This is a genomic window from Streptomyces sp. NPDC088766, assembly GCF_044750845.1.
Classification (GTDB): domain Bacteria; phylum Actinomycetota; class Actinomycetes; order Streptomycetales; family Streptomycetaceae; genus Streptomyces.
In genome coordinates this window covers 71,314-89,459 of the sequence record NZ_JBIVKQ010000010.1, presented here as the reverse complement: position 1 = coordinate 89,459, position 18,146 = coordinate 71,314, and the positions used below count along the sequence as shown (strand labels likewise).

Sequence of the window (18,146 nt, the reverse complement as noted above, 5' to 3'; positions counted from 1 at the left end):
TGAACCAGTAGAGAAAGTTGTAACTCAGTCTGTTCGGTGGGGCTTGAACTCGTGCGCACAGGAAGGAAGTCCAGCTTGTTCGCGGTGTGCGAGCGGCAGGTAGAGCACTGGGCGGATCGTCCAGGTGATGCGGGTGCCGGCGTGGGTCACCGAGACCGTGCAGGGTTCGGAGTTCAGCAGGGCTCGTCGGGTCTCGATGCGGCCGTCGTACAGCCAGTGCCATGCCTCGTTCGAGGCGTCTGCGTCGAGCGCCGGTGAGATCGTGCGGAGGGTGACCGCCACCCAACGGTCCGCCTGGGGCGCCGAGTAGGCATCGAAGGATGCGCGTAGCGTCGGCGCTTCCCCTTCGCTGAGGTCTTCCGTCCAGCACTCGCACCAGTAGCCGCGTCGGAGTTCCTTCGTCAGCACGGGTGGCCTCCTGGCTGGGTGTCGGTGAACAGTTCCGCGGTGACGGTGTGGCCGTGGTCGCTGTCGTGGACGACGACCCGGTGGGCGATCACGCTGACCATTTCCAGGCCGCGGCCGTGTTCGGCGTCCTGGTCCTGGTCGTGCTCGGCCTTCGGGGCCGTGCCGGTGCCTCCGTCGTCCATCACCGACACGGCGACCACCTGCGCCGAGACGGCCACGGCCAGATGGAAGCTGCCGAAGGCTTGGCCGCTGGCCGTGTGGAGGATCGCGTTCGCGCTCAGCTCGCTCACGATCAGTTCGGCGTCGTCCGCCAAAGGGGAGCCGCGCAGGATGTCGCGGGTCCAGCGGCGGGCCCTGCTGACCTCTTCGGGGAAACCTGGGCAAGACAGTCCCCAGACCCGAGCTGTACTCGTATACTCGTGCATACAAGTTCCTTCATGCTGGTAGGCCGCCATGTGCAGCGGGTTCGGGCTAGACGAGTTTCACGCCGTCGTGGGCGCGGACGGCCGGCGGGGACGCCGCGTCGAGTGCGTCTATAACGCGGATCGCGTATGCCTCGTCGGCGAGTTCGGAGACTTCTTCACGGGTCACCCAGCGCAGTGCGCGGGTCTCGTCGCCGGTGGTCGGCGTGCCGTCGGCCGCCTCGCAGCGGAAGACCAGCGAGACGATCAAGCCCGTCATGTTCTTGTAGACGCCGGTGAGGGTCGCGGGAAGCGCGATCTTGATGCCGGTCTCTTCGAGGACTTCGCGCTGAAGGGCTTCGGGGACGGTCTCCTCGCGTTCGAGGATGCCGCCCGGCGGTTCCCAGTGGCCGTTGTCGCGGCGCTGGATCAGGAGGGCCCGGCCATGGGTGTCGACGACGACCCCGGCCACGCTCACGGAGTGCGGGCGTTCTGTGCTCACGTTCCTCGGCCCTCTCGGATGACTAGGCTCTCCACCGTAGCAACAAGCACTCGCCCACTCGTCTAGATACCTAAAGGAGTACACGCGTGAGTCCTCTTTCTTCGGGCCTGCTCGGCGATCTCGACCCCACGAGTGATCGTGCGGTCTTCCGGCAGATCGCCGACCAACTGCGTGAGGCCATCGACCGTGGGCGGTTCCGGGAGGGCGAGAAGCTCCCCTCGGAAGCCGAGCTGGTAGACCACTACGGGGTCTCCCGGATGACGGTCCGCAACTCCTTCTCCATCCTCCAGGGCGAGGGCCTGGTGCACGCCGAGCACGGCAAGGGCGTGTTCGTCCGGCCGCGTCCGCCCGTGCGCCGGCTCGCCTCCGACCGGTTCGCCCGTCGTCACCGCGAGCAGGGGAAGTCCGCGTTCATCGTCGAGGCGGATGCCGTCGGCAGCTATCCGCAGGTCGACAGCCTTGAGGTGAAGGAAGAGAAGGCCAGTCAGGACATCTCCACGCGGCTCGGGTCCGTGCGGCGGGTCCTCGCCCGTCGGCGCCGGTACCTCCTCGACGGGCGTCCGGTCGAGTTCGCGACCTCCTACCTTCCGCTCGACATCGCCCGCGGAACACCGATCGCCGAACCCAACCCCGGTCCCGGCGGCATCTACGCGCGACTCGAAGAACTGGGCCACCGCCTCGACCACTTCGAAGAGGAGATCCGCGCCCGGATGCCCTCCCCTGCAGAAGTGAAGACGCTCCACCTGGCAGCCGGCGTCCCCGTCATCCACCTGATCCGGACCGCCTTCGACACGGAGAAGCGGCCCGTCGAGGTCTGCGACACGGTCATGGCGGCGGACGCCTACGTCCTGTCGTACCAGCTCCCCGCCACATGAGTCCCTGGCGTCAGAAGGGAGATACCGCGTGCCCGAGCAAAGCTGGCAGCTCATGCACGGCGATCGGCTCGTCGGAACCCTCCGGATGGAGGCGATCGACATGTTCTGGACGGACTGCGCCTTCGAGCCGGGGCCTGAGTGGGAAGCGCTTCGTCCGCTCTTCGACGCCTCGCGTGACGCCTGGGTGCGGGGAGACGGAGAGGCTGCCGCGGCGGCCGACCAGCGCATTCACGCAGCGGGCCTCATCCTCGTCGGGAGCGAAGAGAGCGGGGCGATCACGGATTTCCTCATCCGGATCAACGGGGGCAAAGCACGGTTTCGGTGGTGACCTCGCGGCTCCCTTCTCGCCGGCACCACGAACTCGTACACCCCAACACGCTTACTCGTATAGACGAGTGGGCAAGTTGTGTGGCAAGGTGATCATCGCGAGCCTGGAAGATCGGGTCCGCAGGTCGCATCTTGTATAGACGAGTAGATAGGAACGCAGCCTTGCGCACCATCCGCGTGGAGACCTCCGCCGCCACCATCCTCCTGACGGAGGCGCCCGAGCCGAAGGTTCGTGACCGTCAGACCGGTGAGATCGCCAAGGACGCCGTCAGCGGTGAAGCACTGATGACCATCGGCGTCGTCTACATCGAGGACGGGGAGTCCTCGCTCATCAAGGTCACCGTCCCGGAGGGCGGGGTCTCCGAAGGGCTCAACCTCGGGGCCCCGGTCTCGCTGCCGGGACTGGTCGCCCGGCCGTGGGAGTCCGTGTTCAACGGGCAGCAGCGTCACGGCATCGCCTACCGCGCCGCCGCCGTCACCCCGGCCGCCTTCCCGGCTGCCATGGGGGCCTCGGCCTGATGTCCGACCTGACGACGCTCCTGGAGGTGGGTGGTCCTGTCGCCGCGCTCGGCGGTGGGGCCGCCTACGCCCGGGCGAACCACCCGGGTCTCTACTGGTCCACGGTCGGTGCGCCGATATCCACCGTCCGGTTGCTCAGCTCGTACGCCTCGGTCATGGAGGCCTGCGGTCTGACGGTTGCGCCGTCGCGGCTGCGCGTCCTCGCCGTCAAGGCCACCACCCGACGGGAGGTCCGGCCCGTACCGCCCCGCCGGGGCATCATCCGGCCCACCACGACCGGCTTACGGCTCCGACTCCGTCTCGCTCCGGGGCAGGAACCCGCCGACGTCGCCGCCTCAGCCGAGCGACTGCGGCACGCCTGGGGCGTCCACGCGGTCTACGTCACCACCGTCAAGCCCGGTGTCGTCGAACTGCGACTCGTCGGCTTCGACGTCCTGCGCAAGGTGCGGATGCCCCGCAAGGTCGAGGGCGGGTTCCTCAAGGTGCCGGTCGCGCTGCGGGAGGATGCCATGCCCTTCGTGCGCGACTACCGGGCCGTTCCGCACCAACTCACCCTGGGGGCAACGCTCTCGGGCAAGTCCATGTACCTGCGCCACCTGGTGGCCGGCCTCGCCCGGCAGGACGTCGCCCTCGTCGGCGTCGACTGCAAGCGGGGCGTCGAGCTGGCGCCGTTCGCCTCACGCCTGTCGGCTCTGGCCACCGATCCGGACGAAGCCGCCGAGCTGCTGCCCGTGCTGGTCAAGGAAATGGAGGACCGGTACGACCTCATCAAGGCCCGGCAGGGCATCGCCCCGGAGACTCCGGAGGAGGAGATCACGTCCGACATCTGGGGGCTGCCCGACAGCGAACGGCCCACCCCCGTCGTCCTGTTCGTCGACGAGGTGGCGGAACTCTTCCTCACCGCGACCCGCAAGGACGAGGAGCGGCGCGACGAGATGGTCACCCAGCTCATCCGCCTCGCCCAGCTCGGCCGCGCGGCCGGCATCTACCTCGAAGTGTGCGGACAGCGCTTCGGCGCCGAACTCGGCAAGGGTGCCACCATGCTCCGGGCCCAGCTCACCGGCCGCGTCTGCCACCGCGTCAACGACGAAGCCTCCGCGAAAATGGCCCTCGGCGACATCGCGCCGGAAGCCGTCCTCGCCGCCTGCGCCATCGCGCCCGAACGGCCCGGCCTCGCCGTCGCGGGTGACACGTCCGGCGGCTGGTCCCGCATCCGCACGCCGTACCTCTCCCTCGGCGCGGCCGCCGATGTCTGCCGCGAGTCGGCCCACCTGGTGCCGGACCTGCCCGCGCTCAAGCCCTTCCGGCCCGACGTCCCCGTGCGGCCCGTCGAGATCTCGGCCCCGATCCTCAAGCCGCACCCCGTCACCGACTGACGAACCCACCCTCCACGGTCGGCGTGACCGCCTCGCGCCACGTCCCTACCCCGCCATGCCCGGCCCCGGAAGGATTCGCACCATGCGCGCCCACCTGGCCCGCGTCGACGCGGTGCTCGTACAAGCACTCATCGCCGCCGCGTTGTCCTTCGCCCACCTCCACGACGTCGCCGTGGCGGCCGGACAGGACGGCTGGAAGGCCTGGGCCTATCCCGTCTCGGTCGACCTGCTGCTCGTCGCCGCCTGGCGCCGACTGCGCTCCGGTACGTCCAGGACGGCGGCCTGGTGCTGGTTCGTCATCGCCCTCGCCGCGTCCCTCGGGGCGAACGTCGCCACCGCCGGCCTGCTCGACCTCGGCGACGTCCCGGCCTGGCTGCGCATCCTCGTCGCGGGCTGGCCCGCCGTCGCCTTCCTCGGCGGAACGCTCCTCGCCCACTCGGCCCCCAAGACGGCCGACGGCGTCGACGACCAGGAGGACGAACCCGAAACGGCACTCCAACCGCCCGCCCCACCCGCCATCGAGGCACCCCCGGAACGCCCCGCCGTCCCGGTCCCGACCGCCCTCATCGAGCACGCCCGCAAGGTCGCCGCCGAGCACCACACCCGCACCGGCACCCCCATGGACGTCTCGACCCTGCGCGCCCGCCTCGGCGTTCCGGCGCCCATGGCCGAAGCCATCGCCGCCCGTCTCTGAAAGGAGTCCCGATGACCGCCAACCGCCGCTTCCGCAACGTCACCCGCATCGGCCCCGTCCAGGTCGGCACCGCCTACGACCCCCGCGGCCGCGAGAAGCACACCGCCGCCTGCACCGCCCCGCGCTGCAACTTCTCCGCCGACTACGACAGCCGCGCCGCCGCCGAGCTCGCCGCCCGCACCCACCGCTGCCCCGTGCGCTGAAAGGACCCCGCACCCCGTGACCCTGAACCTGCCGCTCGTCGTCGTCCTCGGCTTCTTCGCCTGGGCGGCGGTCAAGTACCTCGGCGTCCGTACCTGGATCGTCGTCCTGGTCGCCCTCTTCGGCTTCTGGCTCTCGCACACCTTCCTCGCCCCCGCCATCGAGTCCGGCACGCGTACCGGGGTCGACGTCGTAAACGGCTCACATGACTAGACGAGTAGATAAGGAGATCCCTGCCGTGTTCCGGCCCAAGTACCCGGACAGCCCGACACCGCCGCCCGCCCACACCCACGCCCCGACCAGCCCGGCCCCGGTCCAGCGCTCGTCGCTCTCGGTCTCCCTCGACCACAAGGCCGTCGCGGCCGTACTCGTCGGCGGCGTCGTCCTCACCGCGCTCCTGGCCGCCATCGCCGTCACGGCCGTCTCCGTGGCCATCGCCGCCGTGGTCCTGCGCTCCCTGCTCCGCGAACACCACCGCCGCTGACCAGCGGCCAGACCTCCGGGGCGGCGCGACACGGCCAAGCATCCGCCGCCCCGGCGGCCCTCCCCCTCGGAAGTGCCCGTCAGAAGGAGAGAAGCCATCTTCGCCAGCACCACCCCGCCCCCGCTCCGGGAACTCGGCAATCTCGCCGCAGGCGGCACCCTGCCCGGTATCCTCCGCCAGCTTTCCGGCCTCGGCGGCTGCACCCGCCCCATCCGCCTCGACGGCCACCGCACCGAGTACGGCGTCGACACCACGACCGGCGAGATCGGGTCCGTCCTCCGCCACCTCGACTCAGCCGACCTCCCGGCCGGCCAACTCCTCGTCCGCTGCAACAACCGCCGCACCACCCGCTGCCCGGCCTGCTCCGAGGTCTACCGCCGCGACACCTTCCAACTGATCACCGCCGGACTGCGCGGCGGCAAGGGCACCCCCGAACACGTCGCCACCCACCCGCGCGTCTTCGCCACCTTCACCGCCCCCGGCTTCGGCGCGGTCCACAACCGCCGCACCGACGGCCGCCCCTGCCGCTGCGGCGCCCGCCACGACCAGGACGACGAGGCGCTCGGCACCCCGCTCGACCCGGACCGCTACGACTACGAAACGGCCGTCCTGTGGAACGCGCACGCAGGGGCCCTATGGCGGCGCTTCTCGATCTACCTCCGCCGCGAGGTCGCCAAGCGCGCCGGACTGTCACAGCGGGAGCTACGCGACCACGCCCGCGTCTCCTTCGCCAAGGTCGCCGAGTACCAGAGGCGCGGTGCCGTCCACTTCCACGCCGTGATACGCCTCGACGGCCCCGGCGGCGGTGACACTCCGCCGCCCGCCTGGGCCACCGCCGAACTGCTCACCGACGCCATCGGAGCCGCCGCCTCGAAAGTCCGTGTCGACGGCCCGGTCGTCGACGGCCGTGCCCACACCTTCGCCTTCGGGCGTCAGCTCGACGTCCGCACGATCCGCTCGGCCGACTTCGACGGCGGCCGGGAACTGACCGAGCGGGCCGTAGCTGCGTACATCGCCAAGTACGCCACCAAGGGCGCCGAGACCGCGACGGGAGCTCTGGACCGCCCGCTGAAGTTCGCCGCCGAGCTGGCCCAGCTCGACATCAGCGACCACGCCCGGCGCCTCATCCGCACCGCTTGGACCCTCGGTGCGCGCAAGGACCTCGAACACCTCCGCCTGCGCGCCTGGGCCCACATGCTCGGCTTCCGCGGCCACTTCTCCACCAAATCCCGCCGCTACTCCACCACCCTCGGCGCCCTCCGCACCGCCCGCGCCGACTGGCGACGAGCACAAGCCGCAGCGGACGACCCCGCCGCCGTGCCCGAGACGACGTACGTCCTCGCCCACTGGGTCTTCGCCGGCACCGGCCTCTCGGACACCGAAGCCTGGCTGGCCGCATCACTCGAACCCGCCCCCGGAACCGAAGGAGAACCCACCCGTGGTTGACCGACGCCTCGCCCTGGCCGACGTGGCCACCGAACCGCGCCCCCTGCCCGCGCGGTACCTGACTCCCGAGGACCTGGTGGAGATCTTCGACCTGCCCAGCGTCGAGACGGTCTACCAGTGGCGCCGCAAGCGCACCGGCCCCCGTGGCTTCCGCGCCGGCCGGCACCTGCGCTTCGACCCGGACGACGTGCGGGCCTGGGTGGACTCCCAGCGTGAGATGGCGGCTGCCTGATGGCTGGACACATCCAAGACCGCTGGTACAAGACCGAGGTCGGTCCGGACGGCAAGACCCGCCGAGTGAAGAGCGACCGCTATGGCTCGGGCGCCCGCTACCGCGCGCGGTACGTCGGCCCGGACGGCACGGAGAAGTCCAAGAGCTTCCCCGACCGGCAGAAGCGTCTTGCTGATCAGTGGCTGGCACAGACCGAGGCGGACATGGCGCGCGGGCAGTACATCGACCCGCGTGCGGCTCGGATCACGTTCCAGCAGTACGCGGAGAAGTGGGTGACTCACGCGCCCGACCCGAACACCCAGGCTTCGATGGAGTCACAGCTTCGGCTGCACGCGTTCCCGTACCTGGGATCGCGCCCGCTCGGTTCCTTCCAGCCCGCGCACATCCGCGACTGGGTGCGGCAGCTGAGCGAGAACGGCATCCGCGGCTCTTACGCCCGCACCATCTACTCCAACGTCCGTGCCGTCCTGAGTGCGGCCGTGGACGACGGGCACCTTCCGCGGAACCCGTGTGCCGCTCGCTCCGTCCGGCCGCCGACCGTCGATGACAGGCGCGTCGTCCCCTGGACTCCGGAACGGGTCTTCGCCGTGCGGGCCGGCATGCCCGAGCGGTTCCGGGCCATGGTCGACCTGGGCGGCGGCTGCGGGCTGCGACAGGGCGAGATCCTCGGCGTGGCCGTCGACGCGATCGACTTCGCGTCGGACACGCTGCACGTGGTCCAGCAGCTCAAGCTGAGCCGCAGCAAACCCGTTTTCGCCCCGCCCAAGGGCGGCAAGCTGCGGGACGTGCCTCTCCCCCGCCCGGTCGCCGATGCCCTCCGGGACCACATGAAGCGGTTCCCGCCGGTCGACGTCACGTTGCCGTGGAAGGTGGCCGACGGGCCTCCGGTGACCAAGCGACTGATCTTCACCGGGCCGCGCGGCGGTCACGTCTGGCGGACGTCCCTCAACGAGGAGGCGTGGAAGCGCGCTCTTGCCTCGGCTGGGGTGATCCCCGAGCGGAATCCGGGTAAGCCGTACGCCGAGTCACGCGAGAACGGCATGCATGCCCTGCGCCACTTCTACGCCTCGGTGCTGCTGGACGCCGGGGAGAACGTCAAGGCCCTCGCCGAGTACCTCGGCCACTCGGACCCGGGCCTGACGCTCCGCGTGTACGCGCACCTCATGCCGTCAAGCCAGGAGCGCACCCGAAAAGCCGTGGCTGCCGTCTTCGAGGGCGCATACGCTCCCGTTCGCTGAGGCAGGAGGGCGAGATGTCCGACGAAGAGTCCCCCGAGTACTACACGCTGCTCTGCGACGACCCGTCCCACGAGGTGGTGCTCATCGACTGCGGGCCCCGCGAGATGGATGTGATCCGAGCCGTGCGAAAGGTGACCGGACTGAGCTTGTGGCACAGCCGAGTGCTGGCACGCCAAGTGCCCGTCACCCTCCTTGAGGGGCTGTCTGCGTACAGGGCTCAGTCCACTGTCGCTGTGCTTCAGAGCGCCGGCGCCAGAGCGGAGTGGAGACAGGAGCCGGAGCCCGGAGACATGGCCCCATCGCCCTGACGGCCCAGAGACGGCCCAGCCCCACCAAAAAGCCCCCGCCCCGCGAGAAACTCGCAGGTCGGGGGCTTACCGGCGTCGCGTTACTTCTTCTTGCCCTGGTTCTTGACCGCCTCGATGGCCGCTGCGGCCGCCTCGGGGTCGAGGTAGGTGCCGCCCGGGGTGAGCGGCTTGAAGTCGGCGTCCAGTTCATAGGACAGGGGGATGCCCGTGGGGATGTTCAGGCCCGCGATGTCGGCGTCGGAGATGCCGTCCAGGTGCTTGACCAGGGCGCGCAGGCTGTTGCCGTGGGCGGCGACCAGGACCGTGCGGCCGGTGAGGAGGTCGGGGACGATGGCGTCGAACCAGTACGGGAGCATGCGGACGACGACGTCCTTCAGGCACTCCGTACGGGGGCGCAGCTCCGGCGGCAGGGTCGCGTAGCGGGCGTCGTCGAACTGGGAGTACTCGGCGTCGCGGTCCAGCGGCGGGGGCGGGGTGTCGTACGAGCGGCGCCAGAGCATGAACTGCTCCTCGCCGAACTCGGCGAGCGTCTGGGCCTTGTCCTTGCCCTGGAGGGCGCCGTAGTGACGCTCGTTCAGGCGCCAGGAGCGGTGGACCGGGATCCAGTGGCGGTCGGCGGCCTCGAGGGCCAGCTGTGCGGTGCGGATCGCGCGCTTCTGGAGGGACGTGTGGACCACGTCGGGGAGCAGGCCGGCGTCCTTGAGCAGCTCACCGCCGCGGACCGCCTCCTTCTCGCCCTTCTCGTTGAGGTTGACGTCCACCCAGCCGGTGAACAGGTTCTTCGCGTTCCACTCGCTCTCGCCGTGGCGGAGGAGGATCAGCTTGTACGGTGCGTCGGCCATGGCTATGAGCGTAATCCAAGGTTTTGGGGGCCGGTGCCCCCGCCCGAGGAGCGGACAGCCGGCGGACAGTTGACGGGATCTGTTAATTGAGTGGTCGCCGGAACCGGGCCCCTCGTAAGTTCTAGGAACCGCCTGCGCCGCTTACACCCGGGGGATCCGTCATGTCGTCCGTCGTCTCCGTCAGATCCTTCCGGCGTGCCGCCCGGGAGACGGTCTCCGGGTTGCCCCGCGAGTTCTGGTGGCTGTGGATCAGCACCCTCGTGAACCGGCTCGGCGCCTTCGTCGCCACCTTCATGGCGCTGTATCTCACCCTCGACCGCGGCTACTCCGCCTCGTACGCCGGTCTCGTCGCCGCGCTGCACGGGCTGGGCGGGGTCGTCTCGTCCCTCGGCGGCGGCGTCATGGCCGACCGGCTGGGGCGGCGTCCCACGATGCTCGTCGCGCAGACCGCCACCGCGCTGTCCGTGGCGGCTCTCGGCTTCGTGCACCACCCGCTCGCCATCGCCGGCGTCGCCTTCCTCGTCGGCATGGCCTCCAACGCATCCCGGCCCGCCGTGCAGGCGATGATGGCCGACATCGTGCGGCCCGAGGACCGGGTCCGGGCGTTCTCCTTGAACTACTGGGCCATCAACCTCGGCTTCGCGATCTCGTCCATGGGTGCCGGGTTCATCGCCGAGTTCAGTTATCTGGCCGGCTTCCTGATCGAGGCCGGGATGACCCTGGCCTGCGCGATCGTCGTCTTCCTGAAGCTGCCCGAGTCACGGCCGGAGCAGCGGGGCGCGGGCCGCGAGGGCGGTGCGGGCGGCAAGGGCGCGCCGGAGGAGGCCGTCGGGCTGGGGACCGTACTGCGCGACCGGCGGTTCATGGGGGTGGTCGGGCTGTCGTTCCTGGTCGCGTTCATCTTCCAGCAGGGCGCGATCGGCCTGCCGGTGGCCATGGGCGCGGCCGGCTTCACCCCGGCCGACTACGGCATGGCGATCGCCGTCAACGGCGTCCTGATCGTCGCCCTCCAGATCCCCGTCACCCGCTTCATCCAGCACCGTGATCCGGGCCGGCTGCTGGTGGTCTCGTCCGTGCTCGCGGGATACGGCTTCGGGCTCACCGCCTTCGCGGGATCGGTCGGCGTGTTCGCGCTCACCGTCTGCGTGTGGACGCTTGCCGAGATCGTCAACGCGCCGACCCAGACCGGGCTCGTCGTCCGCCTCTCCCCCGTCCACGGACGCGGCCGCTACCAGGGCATGTACACCATGTCGTGGGCGGTGGCCTCGCTCGTCGCCCCGCTGATGTCCGGTGTCGTCATCGACCGGTACGGCGCGGAGTGGCTGTGGGGACTGTGCGCGGTCGTCGGGACGTTGGCGGGTGTCGGGTACGCGGTGCTGATGCGGCGCCTGCCCGCGGAGGGGTCGGCGGAGGGGCCCGTGACCGAGCGCACGGCCGGGTCCGAGCCCTCGGCCGACCGCACCGCCCGGCCCGGGTCCGAGCGCCCCGCCCGCCCTGCGGCCGGACGCGCCGCCGGGCCCGGGACCGCAGCCGAGAGCCCCGCCGCGCCCCCGGCGGAAGCCACCAGCACCGCCTGAGCGGCGCCCCTCCCCCGGCCCCGAGCCCCGCCCCCACGCCGCCCCGCGCCGCCCCGGCCGCCTCCCTCCTCCCTCACGGATGCATCCGCGCTCCCTTCAGCACCTTGTCCACCGCGTTCCGCGGCCCGTACACCGCCAGGCCCACCAGATCCAGCGCGCCCGTCGGCACGGCCCGTACCGCCGCCCGGTTGTCGCGGTCGTTGCCGGTGGTGAAGAGGTCGCCGGTGAACACCGCGCGCGGGAGGGACCGGGAGAGCACGCGCGCGTGGGCCGCCGTCAGGGTCTCCTTGGTGCCCTCGAAGACCAGCACGGGCTGGCGGAACATGGGCAGGTAGGGGACGCCGTCCGCGTCCTCGTACGGCTCCCCGACGACCTCGGGCGCCTCCGTGCCCAGGCCGCTGACCAGGAACGCGGTGACGTTCAGGCGCTGCCAGGTCTCCAGGTCCTCGCGCAGCAGGACGGCGATCTTCGTGTCGAAGCGGAACGGTTCAGTGCTCATGCCCTGAGACTGCCGTACGGCGCGCGGAGGCGTCTTGTACGTTCTTTGCATGGCCGCTTCCCGCCCGGCCCGGCAGCCGACCGCCGACGTCTCCGCCTGGCGCCCGCAGGTCCCGGGTGTCGTGGAGGTCTTCCACGCCCACTTCACCGGCTACGCCTATCCGATGCACGTGCACGAGGCGTGGACGCTGCTCATCGTCGACGACGGGGCCGTACGGTACGACCTCGACCGGCATGAGCACGGCACCCCGCACGACACCGTGTCGCTGCTGCCGCCGCACGTGCCGCACAACGGTTCCGCCGCCACCCCGGACGGCTTCCGCAAGCGGGTGCTGTACCTGGACGCGAGCGTGCTCGGCGAGGAGCTGATCGGGCCGGCCGTGGACGGGCCCGATCTGCGGGATCCGGTGCTGCGGCGGCGGGTGGGCCAGCTGCACGGCGCGCTGTCGCGGCCCGGTGACGAACTGGAGGCGGACAGCCGGCTGACGTTCGTCGGCGAGCGGCTGCGCGGCCTGCTGCGGCCCGGCCGGGCCGTACGGCCGCCGTTCCGCGATCCCGTGCTGGCGCGCCGGCTGCGGGAACTGCTCGACGCGCGCGTGGCGGAGGGGCTGACGCTCGGCACGGCGGCCGGGCTGCTCCAGGCGCATCCGGCGCATCTGGTGCGGGCGTTCAGCGGGGCGTACGGCATCGCGCCGCACCAGTACCTGACCGCCCGCAGGGTGGACCGGGCCCGCCGGCTGCTGCTCGACGGGCTGCCGCCGGGTGAGGTCGCGGTGGCCGCGGGCTTCTACGACCAGGCTCATCTCACCCGGCACTTCCGCAGGTTGGTGGGGGTGACACCGGGACGGTACGGTGCCTCGGCCACCCCCGGCCCCAGTGGCGGCTACCTGACGTCGGCGTAGTCGCCGGCCGCCGAGGCGCCGCCGGTCGTGGCCGACGCAGGCGTGCTTGCCCCGGTCCGCGCGCGTGGGACGGCCGGTGACGGTGAGCGTCTTGCCCTTGACGACCGGTTCCGGTTAGGCGTTGGCGGTGGCCTTGGCGGCGCGCTCGACCTGGGCGGTGCCGAGACCGGTGACGTACTCCTGGTTCTGGACGTCGTCCTCCGGGACCCGGATCATCGCGTGGGACGCGGCTTTCCAGGTCGTGGCGTCGCCGTGGGAATCGAGGCGGTGGCCGAGACCGGGGTGGCCTCCTTGGTGGTGCCGACGACGATGGGCCTGCCGCCGTTGACGACCACGCCGGGCACCGTGATGCCGGTGTCCGCCGCCTGCGCGGCCGGTGCGGCCAACGCCGTCAGGGCGAGCGCTCCCGCGACCGCGGCCACGGTGGTGGATCTGCCTGCGCGCATGCGTGACCTCGTCCTTCTCCGGTGGGGATCGGGTCGCGGCAGGCTGGCAGAAGGTCAGAGCTGACACCAGGTCAGAGCTGGCAGCAGGTCACAAGGGTGCTATTCGGAGGGTCGTTGCGTCAGGTTGCGGAACGCGTCCAGGTTGCGGGTGGACTCGCCGCGGGAGACGCGCCAGGCGTACTCCTTGCGGATCGCGGAGGCGAAACCCAGCTCCAGCAGGGTGTTGAAGGCGCCGTCGGCGGCCTCCAGGACCTGGCCGAGGAGCCTGTCGGTCTCCTCGGGGGTGACCGTGGCGAGGGGCAGGCGGGCGGTGACGTAGACGTCGCCGAGGGGGTCGACGGCGTAACTCACGCCGTACAGCTTGAGGTTGCGCTCCAGGAGCCAGCGGTGCACACCCGCCTCGTTCTCGTCGGGGTGGCGGATGACGAAGGCGTTCAGCGACAGGGAGTGGCGGCCGACGATGAGGGAGACGGTCGTCCTCAGTTTGCGGGTGCCGGGGAGCTGGACGACGTAGCTGCCGGGACCGGGGCTCTCCCACTCCAGCTCGGCGTCCTTCAGGACGTCCTCGATGACTCGCGCGGCCGTCTTCTCGGCATCGCTCCTGCTGGCATCACTCGTGCTGGCGTCACCCATGCTGGGAGCGTACGTGACGGCGGTGGGACTGTACGGCGGCCGTGTAGACGTCGGCGGTCGCGGCGGCCGCGGTGTCCCAGCCGAAGGACTGGGCGTGCCGGGCGGCTGCCGCGCCCATGCGGGCGGGCAGTTCGGGGTGGTCGGCGATTTCGGCGAGCACGCGCGCGTAGTGGGCCGGTTCGTGGCCCCGCACCAGGAAGCCGGTCTCACCGTCGCGGACGGCCACCGGCAGCCCACCGACCGAGGCCGCGAGCACCGGTGTGCCGGTGGCCTGCGCCTCTATGGCGACCAGCCCGAACGACTCGCTGTAGGACGGCACGACGAGCACGGACGCGGCCCGGAACCAGTCGGCGAGCTGATCCTGTCCGACGGGCGGACGGAACCGCACGACGTCGGAGATGCCGAGCCGCGCGGCCAGCTTCTGCAGGCCCTCCGGTTTGGCGAGGCCGCTGCCGCTGGGGCCGCCGACGACCGGTACGACCAGCTTCGACCGCAGGTCGGGACGCTGGTCGAGGAGGACGGCGACGGCGCGCAGCAGCACGTCGGGGGCCTTGAGGGGCTGGATGCGGCCGGCGAAGAGCGGGACCAGGGCGTCCTGCGGGAGGCCCAGGCGGGCGCGGGCGGCGGCCCGGCCGTCGGCCGGGCGGAAACGGTCGAGGTTGACGCCGGGGTGGACGACGGCGACCTTGCCGGGGTCGGCGCCGTAGTGCCGGGCGAGTTCGCCGGCCTCCTCCGCCGTGTTGGCGATGAGACGGTCGGCGGCGGCGACGATCTGCATCTCGCCGATGACGCGGGCGGCGGGCTCGGGGGTGTCGCCGTCGGCGAGGCTGGCGTTCTTGACCTTGGCCATGGTGTGCATGGCGTGCACCAGGGGCGTGCCCCAGCGCTGGGCGGCGAGCCAGCCGACGTGGCCGGAGAGCCAGTAGTGCGAGTGGACGAGGTCGTAGTGGCCGGGGCGGTGTCCGGCCCAGGCCTGCATCACGCCGTGCGTGAAGGCGCACAGCTGCGCGGGCAGCTCCTCCTTGGCGAGGCCCTCGTAGGGGCCGGCGTCGATGTGCCGGACGAGGACTCCCGGCGCCAGCTCGACGGTGGGCGGGAGGCCGCCGGTGGTGGCGCGGGTGAAGATCTCGACCTCGATGTTGATCGCGGCGAGGCGCTGCGCCAGCTCCACGATGTATACGTTCATGCCGCCGGCGTCGCCGGTGCCGGGCTGGTGGAGGGGCGAGGTGTGCACGGAGAGCATGGCGACACGCCGGGGGCGGCGGTGCAGCCGCAGTCGTGAGGGGGCCGCCGAAGAGCGACGCCCGAGCCTGCTGACGTACTGGCTCACGTGGCGTTTCCTCCTTGCTGCGGGCATGCCGGACGGAGGGTGTGGGGCGCCCTCCAAGGGGTTGCAACGCCGGAGCGAGGTGGTCCCATTCCGTACGGATGTACTGCCGGGTGGTTTTTGCCTGGCCGTTACCGTTCATCGCTCAACCGTTCGACAGCGGGAGGCGTCCGGGGTGCGGGCGGCCGGTGGGGCTTCCCCCGCCGGGTACCGCATACCCTCGTGGGCATGCCTCCCCGCACGCCGTCCCTCCCCCGCTCTCGGCTTCGCTCGAGCGGGGGGACCCCCGTCGTGGGCACGGTCACGCGCGGGACCACCAACCCCAACCGGCTGCGCCGCATGGACCGCTGGATCACCGCGGTCCACGGCCCCGAGCTGCGCCGCGCCGACGATCCCGTGGCCGTCGACCTCGGCTACGGCGCCGCGCCCTGGACGGCCGTCGAGCTGCTGTCCCGGCTGCGCTCCGTCGCACCGCGCACGCGCGTGGTGGGCGTCGAGATCGAACCGGCCCGGGTCACCGCGGCGAAGCCGTACGAGCGCGAGGGGCTCGTCTTCCGGCACGGCGGCTTCGAGGTCCCGGTGGCACGGCCGCCGCACCTCATCCGCGCCGCGAACGTGCTGCGCCAGTACGACGAGGACGAGGTCGCCGCGGTCTGGGAGCGGCTGCGCTCCCGGCTCGCCCCCGCCGACCCCGCGAGCGGGTGCCGGGGCGGGCTGCTCGTCGAGGGGACGTGCGACGAGATCGGGCGGCGGCACGTGTGGGTCGCCCTCGGACCGGAGGGGCCGCGCACGGTCACCTTCGCGACCCGGCTGGGATCCCTGGAGCGGCCCTCGGACCTGGCGGAACGGCTCCCGAAGGCGCTGATCCACCGCAATGTGCCCGGCGAACCCGTGCACGCCTTCCTGCGCGACTTCGACCGCGCCTGGGCCGCGGCCGCCCCCTACGCCTCCTACGGCGCCCGCCAGCGGTGGATCCGCACGGCGCGGGCCCTGACCGCCGACTGGCCTGTGACGGACGGGCCGGTGCGGTGGCGGCAGGGAGAGGTGACCGTGGCGTGGGAGGCGTTGGCGCCGCGCGGCTAGGGCGTGTTTCGAAAGTCCCGTCTGCCCGGCGGCGTCTGGCACGCACGCTCGCCGCGTTGTCGGGATCACCCCGATACAACCAGTATCGGGGCGACCCTCCGCCTTGCGATCGCACGCACCAGACGCCGCCGGGCCTGCCCTTCGGGCAGACGACGCCACTTTCGAAACACGCCCTAGCACACGGGAACCGCGACCGGGAGCAGGACGGGGGTCACGACAGGGATCGTGACGGGGGCACGACGGGATCTCACGCGCGGCCCGTCGTCGCATCCGGGGCGGAACCCGGACGGCGCCGGACGGAACTCCCCCGGTGACCCCTCGTCAGCCTCCGGCACCCCGGCCGCCGCACCTCCGACCCACCTCCGGCCCACCCTCGGCCCACCCCGGGAACGATCCCCGTGAGGCGTTCGTCACAAAAGCGGGGAGATCGTCGTGCCGGAGGGACGCCGGAGGAGGCCGGGGAAGTACTGCCTCTGTCGTTTTCCGTCGCAGCGTGGCACGATCCCCCGGGCGACCGTAAGTTACTGACGGTAAATCAGTTTTTGGGGGACGTTATGCGTACGGGCAAGCGCGGACTGCTCGCGACGGCCGTGACCGTGGTGTGCGCGGTCACCGTCCTGGCGGTGCCGGGCACGGCGTTCGCGAGTCCGAGCCCCACCCCGGCACCGACGACCGCCCCCGACCTGACCCCGCCGCCCGCGACCAACGAGGATCTCGAGGCGGTCCGCGAGAAGCTCGACACCCTCTACCACGACGCCGCCGTCGCCACCGACGCCTACAACGCGACCGAGGAGCAGGCGAAGAAGCAGTCCGCGGAGCTGGTCGAACTGGCGAAGAAGATCGTCGAGGGCCGCGAGAAGCTGGCCGACCTGAAGAATCGCGCCGGTGCCGCGGCCCGCTCCCAGTACCGCGGCGGTGGTCTGCCCGACGAGGCGCAGCTGCTGCTCAGCGACGATCCGGGCGAGTTCCTCGACGGTGCGGGCCGGGTGATCCAGGGTCAGCGCGCCACCGAGGGCCTGCTCGGCGAACTGACGCGCACCCAGGAGGATCTGGAGCAGTACACCAAGGACGCCTCCGCCCAGTGGCAGAAGTTGGAGGCCCAGCGCAAGGCCAAAGCCGCCGCCCAGAAGAAGATCGAGAAGCAGATCGCGGCGGCCGAGAAGCTCGAGTCGGAGCTGGAGAAGGAGGAGAAGGAGCGCCTCGCCCGCCTCCAGGAGCAGGCCGCGCAGAGGGCTCAGACCGCCTGGCTGGACACCGGGGTGCTCGACGGCGTCACCGCCGGCGAGGGCACCGCGCAGGGCACGAGGGCCGTCCGGTACGCCACCGCGCAGATCGGCAAGCCGTACGTGTGGGGCGCGGAGGGTCCGGACTCCTTCGACTGCTCCGGCCTGACCTCCCGGGCCTGGGCCGGCGCCGGCGTCGCCGTTCCGCGCACCTCGCAGGAGCAGTGGCGGCAGCTGAAGCGGGTCGCCGTGAAGGACATGCGACCCGGCGACCTCATCATCTACTTCGACGACGCCAGCCATGTCGGGATGTACGTCGGCGACGGCATGATCGTCCACGCCCCGCGCCCCGGCCGGACGGTCACCCTCGCGGGAGCGGGTTCGATGCCGATCCTCGGAGTGGTGCGGCCCGACGCGTAGAACGCCGGCCAAAGGGTGACGCGCGGGGGCACCGACACGAGGCGCCCGGCAAGGCACCGGGCCGGACCCGAACGAGGCACCGGGCGAGGCCCGGACACGGCACCGGCCGGTCGCCGGAACCCCGTCCCCGCCCGCGTGACCGTGGCCACGTGACCCACGGCACGTCCCCCCGGCGCCAAACCCC

24 protein-coding genes are annotated in these 18,146 nt (G+C 71.6%); 16 read left to right on the top strand and 8 right to left on the bottom strand.

Features of this window, described 5'->3' with window-relative positions; translation table 11 throughout:
- Positions 1–24: 24 nt before the first annotated feature.
- The 3 genes from ACIP5W_RS16255 to ACIP5W_RS16245 are packed head-to-tail and all read right to left on the bottom strand — an operon-like array spanning position 25 to position 1,287.
- Entirely contained in the window at positions 25–408 is a 384-nt protein-coding gene (locus ACIP5W_RS16255) for a hypothetical protein (RefSeq protein ID WP_401472874.1), read from the bottom strand.
- Positions 402–833: an ATP-binding protein gene (locus ACIP5W_RS16250; RefSeq protein WP_401472871.1), complete on the bottom strand. Its 432-nt coding sequence runs from the start codon at positions 831–833 to the stop codon at positions 402–404. The genes ACIP5W_RS16255 and ACIP5W_RS16250 overlap by 7 nt, the downstream gene beginning before the upstream one ends.
- 46 nt (positions 834–879) lie before the next feature.
- Positions 880–1,287, bottom strand: coding sequence for an NUDIX hydrolase (locus ACIP5W_RS16245; protein ID WP_401473318.1), 408 nt, complete (start codon positions 1,285–1,287; stop codon positions 880–882).
- Positions 1,288–1,397: 110 nt separating this feature from the next.
- On the opposite strand from ACIP5W_RS16245, the gene ACIP5W_RS16240 reads away from it, so the two are divergent.
- The 12 genes from ACIP5W_RS16240 to ACIP5W_RS16185 all read left to right on the top strand — a co-directional run bounded on the left by ACIP5W_RS16240 (position 1,398) and on the right by ACIP5W_RS16185 (position 9,011).
- Positions 1,398–2,186, top strand: a complete 789-nt coding sequence (locus ACIP5W_RS16240) for a GntR family transcriptional regulator (protein WP_401472868.1) — start codon at positions 1,398–1,400, stop codon at positions 2,184–2,186.
- A gap of 28 nt (positions 2,187–2,214) precedes the next feature.
- Positions 2,215–2,514, top strand: coding sequence for a hypothetical protein (locus ACIP5W_RS16235; RefSeq protein ID WP_401472865.1), 300 nt, complete (start codon positions 2,215–2,217; stop codon positions 2,512–2,514).
- 161 nt (positions 2,515–2,675) lie between these two features.
- Positions 2,676–3,032 carry a hypothetical protein gene (locus ACIP5W_RS16230; protein ID WP_359061773.1) on the top strand — a complete coding sequence of 119 codons (357 nt, stop codon included), beginning with the start codon at positions 2,676–2,678 and terminating at the stop codon, positions 3,030–3,032.
- Positions 3,032–4,408, top strand: a complete 1,377-nt coding sequence (locus tag ACIP5W_RS16225) for an FtsK/SpoIIIE domain-containing protein (RefSeq protein ID WP_401472861.1) — start codon at positions 3,032–3,034, stop codon at positions 4,406–4,408. Before ACIP5W_RS16230 ends, ACIP5W_RS16225 begins: the two co-directional genes overlap by 1 nt.
- 82 nt (positions 4,409–4,490) lie before the next feature.
- Positions 4,491–5,102, top strand: a complete 612-nt coding sequence (locus ACIP5W_RS16220) for a DUF2637 domain-containing protein (protein WP_401472858.1) — start codon at positions 4,491–4,493, stop codon at positions 5,100–5,102.
- Positions 5,103–5,113: 11 nt separating this feature from the next.
- A complete protein-coding gene (locus ACIP5W_RS16215; protein ID WP_401472855.1) occupies positions 5,114–5,305 on the top strand; it encodes a mobile element transfer protein in 192 nt (63 codons plus the stop codon).
- A 16-nt stretch (positions 5,306–5,321) separates the two neighbouring features.
- On the top strand, positions 5,322–5,516 hold the full coding sequence (locus ACIP5W_RS16210) for a hypothetical protein (protein ID WP_359061766.1): 195 nt from the start codon (positions 5,322–5,324) through the stop codon (positions 5,514–5,516).
- Between the two features lie 25 nt (positions 5,517–5,541).
- Positions 5,542–5,787 carry a SpdD protein gene (locus ACIP5W_RS16205; protein ID WP_401472852.1) on the top strand — a complete coding sequence of 82 codons (246 nt, stop codon included), beginning with the start codon at positions 5,542–5,544 and terminating at the stop codon, positions 5,785–5,787.
- Positions 5,788–5,946: 159 nt separating this feature from the next.
- Positions 5,947–7,233: a replication initiator gene (locus tag ACIP5W_RS16200; RefSeq protein ID WP_401473315.1), complete on the top strand. Its 1,287-nt coding sequence runs from the start codon at positions 5,947–5,949 to the stop codon at positions 7,231–7,233.
- Positions 7,226–7,465, top strand: coding sequence for a helix-turn-helix domain-containing protein (locus ACIP5W_RS16195; RefSeq protein WP_401472849.1), 240 nt, complete (start codon positions 7,226–7,228; stop codon positions 7,463–7,465). Before ACIP5W_RS16200 ends, ACIP5W_RS16195 begins: the two co-directional genes overlap by 8 nt.
- Positions 7,465–8,703, top strand: a complete 1,239-nt coding sequence (locus tag ACIP5W_RS16190; protein ID WP_401472846.1) for a tyrosine-type recombinase/integrase — start codon at positions 7,465–7,467, stop codon at positions 8,701–8,703. The genes ACIP5W_RS16195 and ACIP5W_RS16190 overlap by 1 nt, the downstream gene beginning before the upstream one ends.
- A 14-nt stretch (positions 8,704–8,717) precedes the next feature.
- On the top strand, positions 8,718–9,011 hold the full coding sequence (locus tag ACIP5W_RS16185) for a ribosomal protein L7/L12 (RefSeq protein ID WP_401472843.1): 294 nt from the start codon (positions 8,718–8,720) through the stop codon (positions 9,009–9,011).
- A gap of 80 nt (positions 9,012–9,091) precedes the next feature.
- Here the strand turns inward: ACIP5W_RS16185 and ACIP5W_RS16180 are convergent, their stop codons facing one another.
- Entirely contained in the window at positions 9,092–9,853 is a 762-nt protein-coding gene (locus tag ACIP5W_RS16180; RefSeq protein WP_363086845.1) for a phosphoglyceromutase, read from the bottom strand.
- 161 nt (positions 9,854–10,014) lie between these two features.
- On the opposite strand from ACIP5W_RS16180, the gene ACIP5W_RS16175 reads away from it, so the two are divergent.
- Positions 10,015–11,430, top strand: a complete 1,416-nt coding sequence (locus tag ACIP5W_RS16175; RefSeq protein WP_401472840.1) for an MDR family MFS transporter — start codon at positions 10,015–10,017, stop codon at positions 11,428–11,430.
- Positions 11,431–11,503: 73 nt separating this feature from the next.
- Here ACIP5W_RS16175 and ACIP5W_RS16170 read toward each other — a convergent pair whose 3' ends face one another.
- Positions 11,504–11,929 carry a DUF2000 family protein gene (locus ACIP5W_RS16170; protein ID WP_401472837.1) on the bottom strand — a complete coding sequence of 142 codons (426 nt, stop codon included), beginning with the start codon at positions 11,927–11,929 and terminating at the stop codon, positions 11,504–11,506.
- Between the two features lie 49 nt (positions 11,930–11,978).
- On the opposite strand from ACIP5W_RS16170, the gene ACIP5W_RS16165 reads away from it, so the two are divergent.
- Positions 11,979–12,830 (top strand): AraC family transcriptional regulator, encoded by an 852-nt coding sequence (locus tag ACIP5W_RS16165; protein WP_401472835.1) that lies wholly within the window; start codon positions 11,979–11,981, stop codon positions 12,828–12,830.
- A gap of 212 nt (positions 12,831–13,042) precedes the next feature.
- Here ACIP5W_RS16165 and ACIP5W_RS16160 read toward each other — a convergent pair whose 3' ends face one another.
- The 3 genes from ACIP5W_RS16160 to mshA all read right to left on the bottom strand — a co-directional run bounded on the left by ACIP5W_RS16160 (position 13,043) and on the right by mshA (position 15,239).
- Positions 13,043–13,276, bottom strand: a complete 234-nt coding sequence (locus ACIP5W_RS16160) for a hypothetical protein (RefSeq protein WP_401472832.1) — start codon at positions 13,274–13,276, stop codon at positions 13,043–13,045.
- Between the two features lie 99 nt (positions 13,277–13,375).
- Positions 13,376–13,909 carry a YbjN domain-containing protein gene (locus tag ACIP5W_RS16155; protein ID WP_401472829.1) on the bottom strand — a complete coding sequence of 178 codons (534 nt, stop codon included), beginning with the start codon at positions 13,907–13,909 and terminating at the stop codon, positions 13,376–13,378.
- Entirely contained in the window at positions 13,902–15,239 is a 1,338-nt protein-coding gene (gene mshA, locus ACIP5W_RS16150; protein ID WP_401472826.1) for a D-inositol-3-phosphate glycosyltransferase, read from the bottom strand. The genes ACIP5W_RS16155 and mshA overlap by 8 nt, the downstream gene beginning before the upstream one ends.
- Before the next feature lie 288 nt (positions 15,240–15,527).
- Here mshA and ACIP5W_RS16145 point away from each other — a divergent pair, with 288 nt between their 5' ends.
- Positions 15,528–16,319 carry a class I SAM-dependent methyltransferase gene (locus tag ACIP5W_RS16145; RefSeq protein WP_401472823.1) on the top strand — a complete coding sequence of 264 codons (792 nt, stop codon included), beginning with the start codon at positions 15,528–15,530 and terminating at the stop codon, positions 16,317–16,319.
- Between the two features lie 554 nt (positions 16,320–16,873).
- On the top strand, positions 16,874–17,962 hold the full coding sequence (locus ACIP5W_RS16140) for an NlpC/P60 family protein (RefSeq protein ID WP_401472820.1): 1,089 nt from the start codon (positions 16,874–16,876) through the stop codon (positions 17,960–17,962).
- The last annotated feature ends 184 nt before the right edge of the window (positions 17,963–18,146 follow it).